At 59.8% G+C, this 14,030-nt stretch carries 15 protein-coding genes; 7 read left to right on the plus strand and 8 right to left on the minus strand.

What is annotated here, in order from left to right; genetic code table 11:
• Nucleotides 1-71: 71 nt before the first annotated feature.
• On the plus strand, nucleotides 72-1,598 hold the full coding sequence (locus tag sphantq_RS02090) for a TonB-dependent receptor (RefSeq protein WP_272799467.1): 1,527 nt from the start codon (nucleotides 72-74) through the stop codon (nucleotides 1,596-1,598).
• Between the two features lie 69 nt (nucleotides 1,599-1,667).
• Here sphantq_RS02090 and istB read toward each other — a convergent pair whose 3' ends face one another.
• Both istB and istA read right to left on the minus strand, forming a co-directional pair.
• The gene (gene istB, locus sphantq_RS02095; RefSeq protein ID WP_272798407.1) at nucleotides 1,668-2,396 is read right to left on the minus strand and encodes an IS21-like element helper ATPase IstB; all 729 of its coding nucleotides are present in this window, start codon (nucleotides 2,394-2,396) and stop codon (nucleotides 1,668-1,670) included.
• Complete coding sequence (gene istA / locus sphantq_RS02100; RefSeq protein WP_125999130.1) at nucleotides 2,383-3,897, minus strand: IS21 family transposase; 1,515 nt, start codon at nucleotides 3,895-3,897, stop codon at nucleotides 2,383-2,385. Before istA ends, istB begins: the two co-directional genes overlap by 14 nt.
• Before the next feature lie 105 nt (nucleotides 3,898-4,002).
• On the opposite strand from istA, the gene sphantq_RS02105 reads away from it, so the two are divergent.
• Both sphantq_RS02105 and sphantq_RS02110 read left to right on the plus strand, forming a co-directional pair.
• The gene (locus sphantq_RS02105) at nucleotides 4,003-5,160 is read left to right on the plus strand and encodes a TonB-dependent receptor domain-containing protein (RefSeq protein WP_272800159.1); all 1,158 of its coding nucleotides are present in this window, start codon (nucleotides 4,003-4,005) and stop codon (nucleotides 5,158-5,160) included.
• A 39-nt stretch (nucleotides 5,161-5,199) separates the two neighbouring features.
• Nucleotides 5,200-7,299, plus strand: coding sequence for an Atxe2 family lasso peptide isopeptidase (locus sphantq_RS02110; RefSeq protein WP_272800160.1), 2,100 nt, complete (start codon nucleotides 5,200-5,202; stop codon nucleotides 7,297-7,299).
• On the opposite strand, the gene sphantq_RS02115 is transcribed toward sphantq_RS02110, so the two are convergent.
• From sphantq_RS02115 to sphantq_RS02135, 6 genes are all read right to left on the minus strand, one after another.
• Entirely contained in the window at nucleotides 7,292-9,079 is a 1,788-nt protein-coding gene (locus sphantq_RS02115; protein ID WP_048577935.1) for an asparagine synthase-related protein, read from the minus strand. The two genes, sphantq_RS02110 and sphantq_RS02115, sit on opposite strands and share 8 nt — an antisense overlap.
• The gene (locus sphantq_RS24365; protein WP_082166282.1) at nucleotides 9,079-9,753 is read right to left on the minus strand and encodes a lasso peptide biosynthesis B2 protein; all 675 of its coding nucleotides are present in this window, start codon (nucleotides 9,751-9,753) and stop codon (nucleotides 9,079-9,081) included. The genes sphantq_RS02115 and sphantq_RS24365 overlap by 1 nt, the downstream gene beginning before the upstream one ends.
• A 51-nt stretch (nucleotides 9,754-9,804) precedes the next feature.
• Entirely contained in the window at nucleotides 9,805-9,945 is a 141-nt protein-coding gene (locus tag sphantq_RS02120; RefSeq protein ID WP_148564814.1) for a benenodin family lasso peptide, read from the minus strand.
• A 179-nt stretch (nucleotides 9,946-10,124) separates the two neighbouring features.
• Complete coding sequence (locus sphantq_RS02125; protein WP_272799468.1) at nucleotides 10,125-10,760, minus strand: GntR family transcriptional regulator; 636 nt, start codon at nucleotides 10,758-10,760, stop codon at nucleotides 10,125-10,127.
• Nucleotides 10,757-11,176 carry a helix-turn-helix domain-containing protein gene (locus sphantq_RS02130; RefSeq protein WP_226870285.1) on the minus strand — a complete coding sequence of 140 codons (420 nt, stop codon included), beginning with the start codon at nucleotides 11,174-11,176 and terminating at the stop codon, nucleotides 10,757-10,759. Before sphantq_RS02130 ends, sphantq_RS02125 begins: the two co-directional genes overlap by 4 nt.
• 112 nt (nucleotides 11,177-11,288) lie before the next feature.
• A complete protein-coding gene (locus sphantq_RS02135) occupies nucleotides 11,289-11,738 on the minus strand; it encodes a hypothetical protein (protein ID WP_222887020.1) in 450 nt (149 codons plus the stop codon).
• 368 nt (nucleotides 11,739-12,106) lie between these two features.
• On the opposite strand from sphantq_RS02135, the gene sphantq_RS02140 reads away from it, so the two are divergent.
• From sphantq_RS02140 to sphantq_RS02155, 4 genes are all read left to right on the plus strand, one after another.
• On the plus strand, nucleotides 12,107-12,400 hold the full coding sequence (locus tag sphantq_RS02140) for a hypothetical protein (protein ID WP_272799469.1): 294 nt from the start codon (nucleotides 12,107-12,109) through the stop codon (nucleotides 12,398-12,400).
• The gene (locus tag sphantq_RS02145) at nucleotides 12,384-13,148 is read left to right on the plus strand and encodes a DsbC family protein (RefSeq protein WP_272799470.1); all 765 of its coding nucleotides are present in this window, start codon (nucleotides 12,384-12,386) and stop codon (nucleotides 13,146-13,148) included. The genes sphantq_RS02140 and sphantq_RS02145 overlap by 17 nt, the downstream gene beginning before the upstream one ends.
• Nucleotides 13,149-13,335: 187 nt before the next feature.
• Entirely contained in the window at nucleotides 13,336-13,653 is a 318-nt protein-coding gene (locus tag sphantq_RS02150; RefSeq protein ID WP_048577939.1) for a hypothetical protein, read from the plus strand.
• Between the two features lie 107 nt (nucleotides 13,654-13,760).
• Nucleotides 13,761-14,027, plus strand: coding sequence for a type IV conjugative transfer system protein TraL (locus sphantq_RS02155; RefSeq protein ID WP_043152464.1), 267 nt, complete (start codon nucleotides 13,761-13,763; stop codon nucleotides 14,025-14,027).
• The last annotated feature ends 3 nt before the right edge of the window (nucleotides 14,028-14,030 follow it).

Here is a 14,030-nt window from a genome sequence, read left to right on the forward strand (position 1 = left end):
GTCGGGAGTTTCGAAGGGGGCAAAAGATGGTTCGAATGGGGTCTCGGTTTCGGTGTGCGCTCCTTGGCGCGGTGGCGATCGGTACGCTCGTGCCGGTCGCCCCCGCCCTTGCCGCGGCGGAGCGTCGCATCGAGTACAACATCGAGGTCGAGAACCTGGGCGAAGCCCTGAAGACAGTCAGCCGCCTGTCGGGGAAGGAGATCATCTTCAACTCCGAAGCGGTGCTCGGAAAGGCAGCTCCCAGACTGCATGGAACCTTCAGCGCTGACGAGGCGGTTCGAGCGCTCCTGGAAGGAACGGGGCTGACAGCTCAGTTCCGAAAGGATGTCATCATCATCCGGGGGCGATCGGATCCGTCGGGCCAAATAGCTGAAGGTCCGACAGAAACGTCCGATATTATCGTCACTGGATCACGAATCCGAGGTGGAGAAGCAACATCCCCGGTAATCAGCGCCACGCGCTCCGATATAGAGCAGCGAGGATTTTCTGATCTCGGAGCATTTGCACGTGTTTTGCCACAAAATTTTGGTGGGGGCCAGAATCCGGGGGTATTTTCAGGTGGTGGCCAGGGGGGCAGCACCAATCTGAACTCATCATCGAACCTCAACCTGCGTGGCCTCGGCCCCGATGCGACGCTCACGCTCTTGAACGGGCATCGAGTAGCTTATGACGGCGTCACTCAAGGCGTCGATATCTCGGCAATCCCTGTTGCCGCGATTGAGAAACTCGAAATAGTCCCTGATGGCTCGTCAGCACTCTATGGTTCAGATGCGGTTGGAGGCGTTGCTAACATCATTCTCCGCAGAAGATTCAATGGGCTGACGACATCTGCGCGCGTCGGCACCACGACAGACGGCGGCGGAACCCAACAACAGTATAATGCCGTTTCGGGCACGAACTGGCGTGGAGGAGGTATTCTCGCAATAGTCGATTATCAGCGTTCGACCGCAATCACCGCGCGCCAGCGATCCTTTGTCACCGGACTTGACGACTCAGCCACACTTGTCCCTGGCCAAAAGCAAATCAGCGGCGTTGTCTCCGGGTTCAACCAACTGCTCGACGGCGTTCGCTTTAACTTTGATGGACAGTATAGTCGCCGGTCATCGTCTATCACGTTACCTTATTCTTTGAACCTCAACGCTCTAACCAGTGGCAGTGTCGTTAACAGCAAAGCCGAGACGTTTAGCCTAAACCCATCACTCAACGTCGTGCTTCCAAAGGGATGGGAACTGACGGTCAATGGCGGCTATGGCGAAAGCACAACGAATGCCCCAGGATCCGTTTATCAGCGTGGCGTGCTCACCACTCGACGAGAAGTGCGATACCGCAATACCATCGCAGACGTCGAAGCGTTCGCCGAGGGCCCGTTGGCTCGACTGCCCGGCGGAATCGCTCGCCTAGTCGTCGGCGGCGGATTTCGAGAGACCGGACTCAAAGCCAATAGCAGCCAGACTGAGGGAACCACGACCAGACCGATTTTCGATTTCGATTGTCAATCGGCGTGCAAACGGGACCCCTTATCGGCGCGCAAAAGGGACCCCCTGTCAGGATGGCGGAGCGTTGATGTGACGGGCTTCCTTGCGCTGCGCGCGGCGTAGGGAGGGCGTAGCCCGACCGGAGGCGCGCGCAGCGCAAAACATCTTCTAATTGATCGGTGCTGGGGGGGATCAGCTGCGGTTTTTGAAGCGCCAGCTGTCATTGCCGGTCTCGACGATGTCGCAATGATGGGTGACGCGGTCGAGGAGCGCGGTGGTCATCTTGGGATCGCCGAACACGGTGGGCCACTCGCCAAAGGCGAGGTTGGTGGTGATGATGACGCTGGTCTGCTCATAGAGTTTGCTGATCAGGTGGAACAGCAGCTGGCCGCCTGATCGGGCGAACGGCAGATAGCCCAGTTCATCGAGCACGATCAGATCGAGGCGGGATAGCTGGGCGGCGAGAGCGCCACTCTTGCCGATCCTGGCCTCCTCTTCGAGGCGGGTCACCAGATCGACCGTGTTGAAGTAGCGGCCTCGGGCGCCGGAGCGCACTACATTGGCGGTGATGGCGATGGCCAGATGGGTCTTTCCTGTGCCTGTGCCGCCGACCAGGACGATATTGCGCCGTGCGGGCAGGAACGCGCCGCTGTGCAATGAACGCACAAGCCCCTCGTTGATCGGGGTACCCTCGAACCGGAAGGCATCGATGTCCTTTACGACTGGCAGCCTGGCAGCGGCCATCCGGTATCGGATCGACGCGGCATGACGATGCGTCGCCTCCGCTCGCAGGAGATCGGTCAGTATCTCCATGGTGGTGCGCTGGCGCTGAAGGCCGGTGGTGACGGCATCGTCGAACGCGCCCGCCATGCCCTTGAGTCCAAGCCCGCGCATGGCCTCGATCATATCATGCCGCTGCATCGAAGGTCCTCAGCTGGTCGTAACGGGCACAGTCGGCGATCGGGGGATGGCGCAGAGCGCTATCCTCGGAGGTGATGATCGTCAGAGGACGCGGCGGTTCCCGGCGTCGTGCCAGGATGTTGAGGATCAGGTCGTCGCTTGCCGTGCCCGTCGCCAGTGCCTCACGCACAGCGGCTTCGACAGGCTCCAGGCCATCGGTCAGTACGGCCGACAACACACGGACGAACCGGCGATCGGCATCGTCGCCATTACCCAGCTTGCGGCGCAGGCGGGCAAGCGCCGGTGGCAGATCCCAGTCCTGGAAGGGGGCACCGTTCCGCAGCGCGCCAGGCTTGCGGGCCAGCACTGGCAGATAATGCCAGGGGTCATAGATCGTGCGGTTGCGCCCAAAGTAGCGAGGATGTTCAGCGACAACCTCTTCGCCGCAGCGAACGACGATGCGATCGGCATAGGCGCGGACCTGCACCGTGCGTCGTGCCACCGTCGATAGCACCGAGTAGCGATTGCGGTCGAAGCTGATCAGGCAGGTGCCGGTCACAGCATGCTCGCTCTCATTGAAGCCGTCGAACGGTCCCAGCATCGGCTGCAGCGCAGATCGTTCGATCTCCAGCATCTGCGCCACGGTCAGCTCTCCCTGTTCGGGATGGGGCTGCCGTTCCGCCCAGCGCCGACACTCGGCCTCCAGCCAGCCATTGAGCTCTTCGAGACTGGCGAACCGCAACCGGGGCTGGAAGAAGCGACCCCGGATCGTCTGCACCTGGTTCTCGACCTGACCCTTCTCCCATCCCGCCGCAGGCGAGCAGGCCGTGGGCTCGACCATATAATGGTCGGTCATGATCAGGAACCGCCGGTTGAAGACGCGTTCCTTGCCGGTGAACACGCTCGTCACAGCCGTCTTCATATTATCGTAGATGCCGCGCCCTGGCACGCCGCCGAAGAAAGCAAAGCCGCGCGCATGCGCGTCGAACAGCATCTCCTGGCTCTCACGAGGATAAGCCCGGACATAGACCGCGCGTGAGGCACACAGTCGCATATGCGCGACCTTCACCCGCATCGGTGCCCCGGCGATCTCAACATCTTCATGGCTCCAGTCGAACTGGTAGGCCTCGCCTGGCCTGAACATCAGCGGGATGAAGGCCGTGACACCATCGCCGGCATCTTTGCGCCGCTCGATCTTCCAGCGCGTCGTATAGCGCCGCACCGCATCGTAAGAACCCTCAAAGCCTTCGCGCACCAGCAGGTCATGGATCCGCGTCATCCGCAGCCGGTCACGCCTGCCGCGCAGCTCGTTCTCTTCCAGCAGCGTGTTCAGGCGCTCCTGAAACGGACCGATCCTGGGCAGCGGCTGAACCTTGCGCTGATAATCAAAGGCGCCCTCCGGCGCTCGGACCGCTTTGCGGATGACCTTCCGCGACACATGCAGATCCCGTGCGATCGCCTTGATCGCCTTGCCTCCGGCATACTCGCGCCGGATCCGTAAAACTGTCTCCAAAACCAACATCCCGATCTCGCCGCCTGAAAATCCAGCCGGCTGCTTAAACCATCGAAATGAGGGGTCCCTTTTAGACGCCGATCACCCCGCTAACGGGGTCCTTTTTGCACGCCGATCCACAATTTCGATCGAAAGCACAAAGTTTCCTTTGCATTCGGTGAGCTTTCTTTGCCGTGGGTCGGGCCAGACAACGCCCTCTCATTCATATCGCAGTTCAAAACGACGGTGGCAGTCCGCTACGAGAACTATCAATCGGTCGGCGATTTCGTCGCCCCACGTCTTGGGGCAATCTACGTTCCGTTCCCCGGGGTCACCGCCAAATTCAACTGGGGCAAGTCGTTCAAGGCACCAACGCTCTACAGCCAATATCGCGGATATCAGGCGACGTTGCTACCGGCGGGCTATTTCGGCCCTGGTCCAACAACAGACGGTGCCACAATTCTGTACACGGGAGGGGCCAACTCAAGCCTGAGGCCCGAGCAGTCCGAGAGCTGGACCGCTACGCTTGCGTTCGCGCCGAGTGCCATACCGAAGCTCAGGCTAGAGGCCAGCTACTATCACATTAACTACAAAGATCGCGTCGGTACGCCGATAACGTCTCTCTACGGCGCCCTTACAAATCCGATTTACAGCCACCTCGTGAACGCAAACCCATCGGCCGCCCAGATAGACGCCCTCACGCGAGGAGCACTGTTTGGTCTAGAGAATTTCACGGGCGCGCCCTACGATCCCACGTCCGTCTATGCGATTGTCGAGAATGTTTCCCAAAACACCGCCCGTCAGAAGATCAGCGGCTTCGATCTGTCCGCGGCATATGAGCTCACGCTGACAGACCGAGATATTCTGAACGTTTCAGCATCCGCCACATATATTAAAAGCAAACGCCAGTTACTCGTCGGCACGCCTTTCGCAGATGCTGCCGGGACGATCTTCAATCCGCCTCACTGGCGAGCACAGGGGGGCGCGAACTGGCAACACGACCAACTGACTCTATCCGGCTTTGCAAACTATGTCGGCGGCACTCTCGACAACCGACTCACTCCCCTCGTGGACGTGGGATCTTTTCTGAGCGTTGATTTCACCGCTCAGTGGCGAAGCCCAACAAGATCCGGCCCCTTCCAAGGGATTGACGTCATTTTTTCGGTGGGCAACGCGTTTAACGAACGACCAGCTTCAACCCGCACGACAAGCACGAGCGATCCGTCTTTCGATACCACGAACTACCCTGCAAATGGTCGGACGGTCAGCATCATGCTCCGGAAAGCGTGGTGAGCTGTGCCTTCCAAAATATCGGCCCTCGCCTTGGCGGCGATGTCTCTTACCTTGGCTCAGTCATCTGACACGGCGCGCGCGGCTGCACCTTGTGCCGATGTCGTTCCGCCAACGGGTGCCGTGAGTGTCTCCGCCAAGAGAGAGGTGCGCCCTGAAGACCTATTGGGGCTTCGCGATATCGGCCCCTACGAGGCCATAGGCCCGCTTTTCACCATCTCACCAGATGGCAGTTCGGTAGTCCTGCAACTAAGGAAAGCAGACGCCGGATCGAACAGTTACTGTCAGGCGATCATGATCGTTCCCTTGTCCGGCGCGCGCCCAATTGTTGTGGACCAGGGAGGCGACCTGATCCGTGCGGAGATCGTCGGGGTCGCCGATCTGACCGTCGGCAGTGGGATCTCTGAAATCATTACACCCTTATGGTCTGCAGATGGCCAATGGGTTGCGTTCCTTAAGAAGGAAGACGGTCGAGTGCAGGTCTGGAAAGCCCGGTCTGATGGCACTGGCAGCGAGCCACTGACCAAGAGCCAGTCGGACGTCGTTCGCTTCGCGCTGACGCCTGATGGCGGTTCGCTCGTGTTCGTCACTCAGCCGGAAATCGCGCGTCAGAGAATTGCCGTCCAGCGAGAAGGTCTTGGCGGGTTCCACTATGATGACCGCTTCATCCCGATTGCAGACAGCAAGCCTCAGCTGCCTGGAACATTGACAGAGAGCGTAGAAGCACTCGACTTGGCGACAGGGTCAATCCGTCCGGCCACGGACCCCGAACGCGCATTGCTGTCGCTACCATCGTTGATGCGGCCCAAGTCAGCTGGATACATCCCGATCGATCGACGCAGCCGCCAAGCGTGGGTCGAAGCGGCAGGCGGCAATTTCGCGACGCCGGATACAACCGTCAGATATCAATCTTCAACCGGGGCTGTCATCCCCTGCGCGAATGCGCTTTGCTCTCAAGCCCGCGCGCCGGCCTGGCTGACGGGCAATGGAAGCCGGGTCATTTTCCTCCGTCGAGAAGGCTGGGCGAATGGGACAACTGGAATATACGAATGGGTTCCCGGGCAAAGCGCGCCGAAGCGCATATTGCAGACCACTGACTATCTTGCAGATTGCCGCCCAATAGCCGATGCGCTGCTCTGCCTACGAGAGGCGGCTACCGAACCGCGACGCCTCGTTCGAATCGATCTTCAGACGCGCAAGGTGACGACGATCTTCGACCCAAATCCCGAATGGGCCAAGTTGTCATTCGGCCGAGTCAGGCGCATGAACGTGCGTAACGATTTCGGTTTGGAGAGCACTGCCGATCTGGTCTACCCTGCCCAATATCGGGCGGGACAGCGATACCCAGCGATCGTGGTGCAATATGTGTCGAGGGGCCATTTGCGCGGGGGCGTTGGCGATGAATACCCGATCCTAGCTCTCGCGGCCAAAGGATATGCGGTTCTCAGTGTCAACCGCCCTCCTCATCTTGGGCTTCTCGCGGGGGCCGGCAACCTGATCGCGGCCGAGCGGACCAATTTGCAAAACTGGGCGAACCGGAAGAGCATTCTTTCCTCGATAGAGACGCCTCTCCGGGAACTGATAGCGGAGGGTCTGATCGATCCGAAGAAAATCGGGATCACGGGCCTGAGCGACGGGGCGACTACCGTGCAATATGCGATGCTCCATAGCTCGATGTTTGCAGCGGCGATCATGAGCGGCTGTTGCTGGGAGCGAAATCAGGGTGCTTTGCTTGGCCCTCAGATAGATCGCACCTTCAGCCAGGTCGGATATCCCAACCTGCTCGCCTCGGCGCCTGAATTCTGGCGTCAAATTTCCATTGTGGAGAATGCGCAGGCCATTGGCATACCTCTCCTGCTTCAGGCGGCCGACAGCGAATATTTGAGCGCGCTTGAGGCCTATACGGCCTTGCGTCAGGCGCACAAGCCGGTCGACCTTTTTGTTTTTCCGAACGAATTCCACAACAAGTGGCAGCCGGCACATCGATTGGCAATATATCGGCGAACGCTCAGATGGTTTGACTTCTGGCTAAAGGGTGAGGTTCCAAGCGGCGGCGAGGATGCAAAAGAGGTTCAATTTTGGAGGGACCTTCGCGCAGGTCAGCTTGGAGCGGAACAAGGCCCGCTGGGGAGTGTCAATTGAGCGCCGGGCCGGTCAGTATTGGTGCGCCCGCATCCCTGGTCAACCAGCCGTCGATCCACGCCTCGGTATCCAGCAGAAGGAGGAGACGCACATAGGTCGCGTCTCTGCCCAGTCGTTCAGGCGCCAGTGCAGCATCGACGGCTGCGATATCGACGATCCCGTTGCTGGCCAGCCTGCCGGTCAACAGCCGATCCCTCACCAACTCCATATTCGACCGGAGGATCTGGATTGCGAAGGCATCGGGACCGCCTTTGGTCTGGCGGCGCAAAATGTTCGTGGGTATGCGCGATTCAAAGCCACGACGGGCGGCGGAGCGGTCTATCCCACCCTCACAAGCAACCCAGGTCGGGATGCGCAACGTCGCTTCGACGACCGGCTGCGACAGCAGCGGAGCGACCGAGGTGAAGGGAAGGCCTCGATCATAGCCGTGAAGATATTGCTGCGCACGAGTGATCATGGCGATGTGTCCAGCCTTGCCGGGAAGCGCATCAGGCGGGGCTGCGAGCCAGGGATGATCGGGACGCTTGCCTCTCAGCTCTGCGAGGCAATCAGCGTGAAGGAAAGACCCATCGTTTCGCCATTCGTACTTCCTGCACCTCCGGCTCAAGAAACGAAGCGCATGTCCAGCTACTTCCAAAAGGCTGGTCTCGGTTATCCTTGCGATGTCACGGATCGTATCGAACAGCCCCGACGATATCCCTTCGGCCAGAAAGCGGTCGATGACCGGCCGGACCGAATGGGTCAGATAAAAGATGTTGTCTCCCCCAGCCCCGGTCAGAAACAGGTCCGCTCCTATGTGATCGGCATGTCTGATTATCGCCGCATCAAAGGCGATCATCGGTGTTCTTGCACCGGGTCTGGGCAAGTGCGCCACGGCAGATGTCAGCACGTCCGCGTCTTCAAGGCAATAGTGGAAGCAGGAAAGACGGAGAGACAGGCTCTTACAGAGCTCGCGAGCGTAATCGGTCTCGTCGCCGCGTGGGTCGGCGGTGGCCATTGTGACGCATTCGCGGTCAATTTTCGGGTCCAAGCAACTCGCGACAATCGAAGAGTCGAGCCCTCCGGACACGGCTAGCAGGACCTTTGAGAAGCTCGACGACCAACCACGAGTACACTGCTCGACGGCGCGCCGAAGCCGATCAATATGTGGCTGAGAATCTTCCTTTCCACCCCGATCGACAAACTGCCATGGCGACCAGCAACTGGTCTGCCCGCATCCGTTCGCATCGACCCGCGCCACTGAGCCAGCGAGAAGATCGGCAACACCCCCCAAACCGGTTCGCACCTGCGCGAGATCATCCGCGTAGAGCAGGTTCGCCACGCCGTCCCAGTCGATCGACGGACGGACCAGCGTAAAGCCAAAAAGCGTCTGCGGGTCCGAGGCGAATGCGACAAGCTGCTCGTGAACCGTGTAGCAGCAAGGCAGTAGGCCGGAGGGGTCTCGCATGACAATGACCGCATCGCCATCCGTCCATATGGCGAGATATGCGCCCCAGAAGCGGGCGAGCAGGGTTCTCATCGGATCGGCCAGGATGGAGGCACCCAAAGACGGCTCTAATTTATCAAGGGACGGCCCTGAGCCGAAGCGATGAAACAAGTCACCTACGATTATGACGCGACCGCGGTCGATTTTGATCGGTGCCCGTCCGCCCGAAGTCAGGCTGGCGACATTAGACCCGCCGCGCTGCACGTGCATGCCTAGCCGCGCCGCAACGTCCTCGACCATCCCTTTGTCAAGAACTCCGGCTCGGGCAACCAATATGAGATACTGCAACGCCATCAGGCTGCAAATATCGGCGTGAAGCAGCGAACCCGTTCCAACGTATCGTTGAGAACGAGACCGCTAGATTGAACCCATGCGTGCGCCGAGAATGGATCCAGAGTCACCCCGATTACGAGGGTAGCCCTCACGCCACTTGCCTTACACATCCGCGTGAAAGCAATTGATCGAGGCAGACATTGGTCCCGCTGCCTAAATATCCCGGCGGTAGCCCGAAATGCCGTCGCGATGCGTGTCAACCGTGCATCGGCTGCCTCGCTCCTATCAGGAAGCTGAGAAGGTGTTGGTCCCAGAAGATCGGCAAGGACCTCTACCATAGGTCGCGTGCGAATGCCCAGCCAGGCCTTTAGCTGATAGACTGCAGCGCGAGCAGCATCGACCCGATGACGTCGCATTGGTTCGAGCGCGATGAGTTCAGAGCTAGCTGGTACAATCGTGGAGGGACGGCGACCGCCACGTGGTGCTGTGCAATCGGTCACCACGACACCCGTTGATCTCAGGCGCCCGAGGTCGAGTTGATCTCGTTCTTCTGCAGGCTCGCAATTCCACAGTCTGAGAAATGCCGAGCCAACTTCCTCGGGAAGCATGAAATACCTATCGGCCTGAGTATCCAAGAGAATAATGCGCCCCGTGCAACTGCAGCAATAGATGTTCTCTCGGATTGTGAAGTCCATGTGCCTTCTCCGGTAGCGGACGCACACTGTGGGGCGTGCGTCCGCATCGTTTCAGTCGTCGGCGATTCCGGGGCCGGTCAGATCCCGACCGTTCTGGTTATCGAAGATGACCGACTGGCCGCCCTTGGTGGCTTCGGTCGCGACGCCGAGATCGATCAGCGCATCGATGTTGTGATCGTCATTCCGTTCCATGACACACTCCTCATCAACTGCCGCGTTAATGGCGGCAATTTAAAGTAGTGCCATTCTGAACTCACGTGGTGCGAATATATCGCGACAGGTTGGCGCGATATTCTGCGGTAGACGGCGGAGAGGTCGTTCGCGACCAGCGGCCACTGGGACTCCTTTATTAAATGACTGAATTTATTTAGTTATTCTGATGCCTGCCCCATTTGGATAATATGCTGTTGACGGCATATTTTCCTCAAGTGGTAGGCTTCTATTCTCCTTCGCAAAGCTTTTTGAAAATCCGCGACTTGAGGGCGCGTGAGAGTCGAAAGTTCCCTTTCGGCAATCTTCGGTTCGACGGCATCTGCAATTCTCGCGTAGTGGAGTCGTTCGTTCAATCGACGGACATGGATTGATGCTTGGTTATTTCCTCCTGCATCAGCCAGTGATGTAAAGATTTCCATTGTTCGCGACGCGAAAGCCACCGCGGAGGAATCCTCGACCATGTTGGAATATTGCTGAAGGGCACGTCGCAGCGCAGGTTCTCTCAGACCCGAGATACACGCCATTATCAGCTGCATATGCCACTCGAGGAGCTCAATGAGCTCGGCTGGCTCGATGATCGGAACCAAGAATCCCCCATCTGCATGGTGCATGAAAATCCCCTCGCCGACGAGGATAAAGGCAGCCTCGCGAACGGGGGTCTTGCTTGAGTGATGCCGGTTGGCGAGGTCTTGGATGTCGATCCGTTTGCCCGGAACGAACTGACCGGCCAGGTAGTCGGCCTTCAGCCCAAGATATACACGCTCCTGCAATGGAGGGTCCATTGCCGACATCATAGCCCCGCTCCTGCCGGGACCGGAGGACTCGCCCACGCCGGGGTGAGAGCCTGGGTCAGGTGATCCAAATTTCGCTGCGCAATCATCTCGATGCACATGCGCTCAAGATCGCTGAGGTCTCCCGTTGCCAACTGCCGTGGAAAGCACATCTTCTGCCCCGCGAAGAGCAGAGGAATGAGGATGTGGCCGGTCGAGAGCCCCAGTTTGTAGGCGCAGACAAGATGATCATCGAGCCGCGAACGGGGATTGCCGGCTTCGATTTCACGAAGCCAACGCACACCCATGCCGAGCTCGCGCGCCAGATCGCGCTGCGTCAGGCGCCGTTTCTTCCGTGCCTCTTCAATTTGCCGCCCCGATTGCACCTTCACATACAGGATCGGACTTTCAGCAACGGAAGTCGCTATCAAATGCGACATATCCGCGTCTCCTTACGGGAGATTCCGCCCGCCAAGGCATTTCCGTAAGGTCGAACGCTAAGGTGTACTTACCACTAGTGTCAATATGGAACCTCGGCCAACTTGTCGGGATTTATCCAGCAAGATCATGGGTATCCCGGATAGCAGGCGTTCTGGCTCCCGATTGTAGAGCGCGATCAAACGCGCGCAACAGCGCCGACTGGTCGGCCGTGGTGATCTGCCGGAGCGCCAGGATGTAGATCATGCCGAGGGTCGGCGCCCGGCCTTCCGCCATGTGACCCTGGACGCGTTCGGTAATGCTTGTGGCGATATTCCAGAGCTGGTGCGACGCCCCGACATGATGCTCCTCACTTCCACCAAAGCCGGCGAGTTCCGGCTCCTTCAGTTGGTCGGCAATTATGCTGGGTGGTAGGGTATTCAGATGTTCGATCGCCACGTGAAGCGTGGTTCCCCAGGCGATCAGCGAGCGCGTAACGCGAATCAGATGGCAGTGGGAATCGATCAGGACGTCAAGGCCTGCGGATGAAAGCCGGAGTTTGAAGCTGCGTCGTGCTCGACCCATTGCCTGTCTCTCCTGCCTGACTAGTGCGCCGGCACCCGTTCGCGAACCCGAACAGGTGCTTTTGCAAGACGAACGGAGGCAAAAGCGGCATTATAGTGCCGCTTTACGCCAAATCTGATCGTCTCGACATTCCTCGACTTCATTCGATCCGTTCTGCTCTATCTCTTCTTTGTTGCGCCGCTTCGGCACTTCAGTGCCCTGCCTATTGCGGCAGTCGTTCGAGACCGCCATTGCTGTGAACGCACCGGATTGGGGGAGGTCTAGAACCTAACTCCAGCTCCACCGTCCGAACCATCCAAACCCCAGACCCGAGCGCCTTGCGGCGCCATGAGGAGACGCGTGCCATGGACTTTCCATGCTCCCCGCCCATGCTTGCAGCAGCCCTTCTGCATGTCATCGGCGCCAATCCCGCCAGCGGCCAGAGCTATCGTCCCGACGCGGAAGCCTATCCTTGCGCCCGTACTGCCCAACTCGCGGTCGTCCAGGGCGAGACCGGCTTTTCGATCCGCGAAAAGACCGACTCTGTCCCGCCTCCCCCTGCGGCGACACCGGCGCCTCTGTCGGCGGCGATCAAGCTCGGAAACTCGCTCACTCTCGACAGGCGAATTTTCGCGCGCACCTCCCTCGTTCGTCCGGAGTCCTCCGATGTCCCGCAGCGGTAAACTGATCCTGGCTGCGCTACTTTGCGCGTCGGCTCCCGCCTATGCGCAAGAGAACAGCGCCGAGCCGCTCACGGCGGCCGCCGCGGAGGCTCAGCGTCAATTGCGCCAAACCTTCACCAATCTGACCTTCGAGGACTTCGGTCCGGCGCCTGTCAGTGGTCCGATATATCAGGCTATTGCCGGTGGACGAGTCATCTATTTCGCGCCGGAGAGCCAGCATCTGCTATTTGCGGCGATCTACGACAAGAACGGGGTCAACCTGACAGCGCTGGCGCAGGATGCGAGCGCCAGGAAGCGCCTCAGCGCGATCAATCCCGCAGAGGCCCTTGTGATAGGGCCTGCAGGCGCGCCCAAGGTCATCGAGTTCACCGATCCCGACTGTCCCTTTTGCCAAGCGCTCGAACGCTTCTGGCTGGCCAAGGAAGCCGAGGGGAAACCAGTCCAGCGCCTCGTCTACTTCGTGAGCGGTATTCACCCGCAGGCGGCAGCGAAAGCCGAGCATATCCTCTGTTCCCCGGACAGCCAAGCGGCCTTCAAATCCGTCTACTCCGGTGCTCAGCCCGCCACGCTGCACAAATGCCGTCCCGGCGCCGAGAAGGTCGCCCGCGACGCCGAAACCGTCCGCAGGATGGGCGTCTCAGGCACGCCGACGCTCTTCGTCAACGGCAAACTCGTTTCGGGCTTCCAGCAGGCCGAACTCGAAGCGTTCCTCGAGACCGAAAGCCGGAAACCCAAGCCCAGTCCCTGAAGGGTCGGCCCGAATGACTTTGGCGGATCTCGCACGTGCGCGGCGAATGCCGCGCTGGCGAGGACCGGGATGCCGGCGGCAGCGCGCCTCCAGGGGCCGTCCAGCGAAGCCGCCGGCCGGACACGACCACCGATCGGTACCGGCAAGCATGATCTGGACGGCTCTGGTGACCACAAGGAGACTGAACATGTTGACTTTGCTTCGGGGAAGGACGTTCCGCACGATCGACGCGGCCGTCCTTTTCCTTCTGGCCGCGATCGCCGGCACGAGCGTCGCCCACGCCTTCCAGGCGCCGGCCGCCGGCGACCTTGGTTACGACATTTACGACATTGTCGTGAACCAGGGCGTGAAGGGACCGCTCGGCTTCGTGGGCGGCGTTGCCGCCTTCCTGTTCGGCGTCTCGCGGCTCTTTTCGAACATCATGATCGGCATCCCGACGATCGTGGCGGCGGTCTGCCTCATCAAGGCGGATTCGATCCTCCAGACCTTCGGCATGCTGATCTGAAGACAGGTCGGGTGGCCGGTCCGCCGGCGCCCGTCCACCGCAACGGAAGGTGATGGTCGCCTTCCGAAGACCACGCTCAGCAGCGTGGTGAAGCAAGGGAGAAGGGCGTGGACGAACGACTTCCGCAGTTCCTGCACCGGCCGGTCCAGATCCTCTGGTTCGACAGTCAGGAGTTCATCGTCGTGATGAGCGTGATCTTCGTCGCGGTCATCGTCGGCGGAATCATCGGCTGGTCGCTCATCGGCGCTCTTCTCCTCTTCATTCCCTGGAAGCGGACCAAGCCGCGCGGCTTCATCCCGCACCTGGCCTGGCGATGGGGCCTTGCCCGCTTCCGCAACTATCCGGGTCCGACCCAGACCCGCTTCTTCGAGTAGGCG

This window comes from Sphingobium sp. AntQ-1, from assembly GCF_028538045.1.
Lineage (GTDB): Bacteria > Pseudomonadota > Alphaproteobacteria > Sphingomonadales > Sphingomonadaceae > Sphingobium > Sphingobium cupriresistens.

Coding starts and splice junctions, on each gene's coding strand:
- istB (WP_272798407.1), bottom strand. CDS start 2,396: ATGCAGCGGCATGATATGATCGAGGCCATGCGCGGGCTTGGACTCAAG.
- istA (WP_125999130.1), bottom strand. CDS start 3,897: ATGTTGGTTTTGGAGACAGTTTTACGGATCCGGCGCGAGTATGCCGGA.
- sphantq_RS02110 (WP_272800160.1), top strand. CDS start 5,200: ATGTCTCTTACCTTGGCTCAGTCATCTGACACGGCGCGCGCGGCTGCA.
- sphantq_RS02115 (WP_048577935.1), bottom strand. CDS start 9,079: ATGGCGTTGCAGTATCTCATATTGGTTGCCCGAGCCGGAGTTCTTGAC.
- sphantq_RS24365 (WP_082166282.1), bottom strand. CDS start 9,753: ATGGACTTCACAATCCGAGAGAACATCTATTGCTGCAGTTGCACGGGG.
- sphantq_RS02120 (WP_148564814.1), bottom strand. CDS start 9,945: ATGGAACGGAATGACGATCACAACATCGATGCGCTGATCGATCTCGGC.
- sphantq_RS02125 (WP_272799468.1), bottom strand. CDS start 10,760: ATGATGTCGGCAATGGACCCTCCATTGCAGGAGCGTGTATATCTTGGG.
- sphantq_RS02130 (WP_226870285.1), bottom strand. CDS start 11,176: ATGTCGCATTTGATAGCGACTTCCGTTGCTGAAAGTCCGATCCTGTAT.
- sphantq_RS02135 (WP_222887020.1), bottom strand. CDS start 11,738: ATGGGTCGAGCACGACGCAGCTTCAAACTCCGGCTTTCATCCGCAGGC.
- sphantq_RS02140 (WP_272799469.1), top strand. CDS start 12,107: ATGCTTGCAGCAGCCCTTCTGCATGTCATCGGCGCCAATCCCGCCAGC.
- sphantq_RS02145 (WP_272799470.1), top strand. CDS start 12,384: ATGTCCCGCAGCGGTAAACTGATCCTGGCTGCGCTACTTTGCGCGTCG.
- sphantq_RS02150 (WP_048577939.1), top strand. CDS start 13,336: ATGTTGACTTTGCTTCGGGGAAGGACGTTCCGCACGATCGACGCGGCC.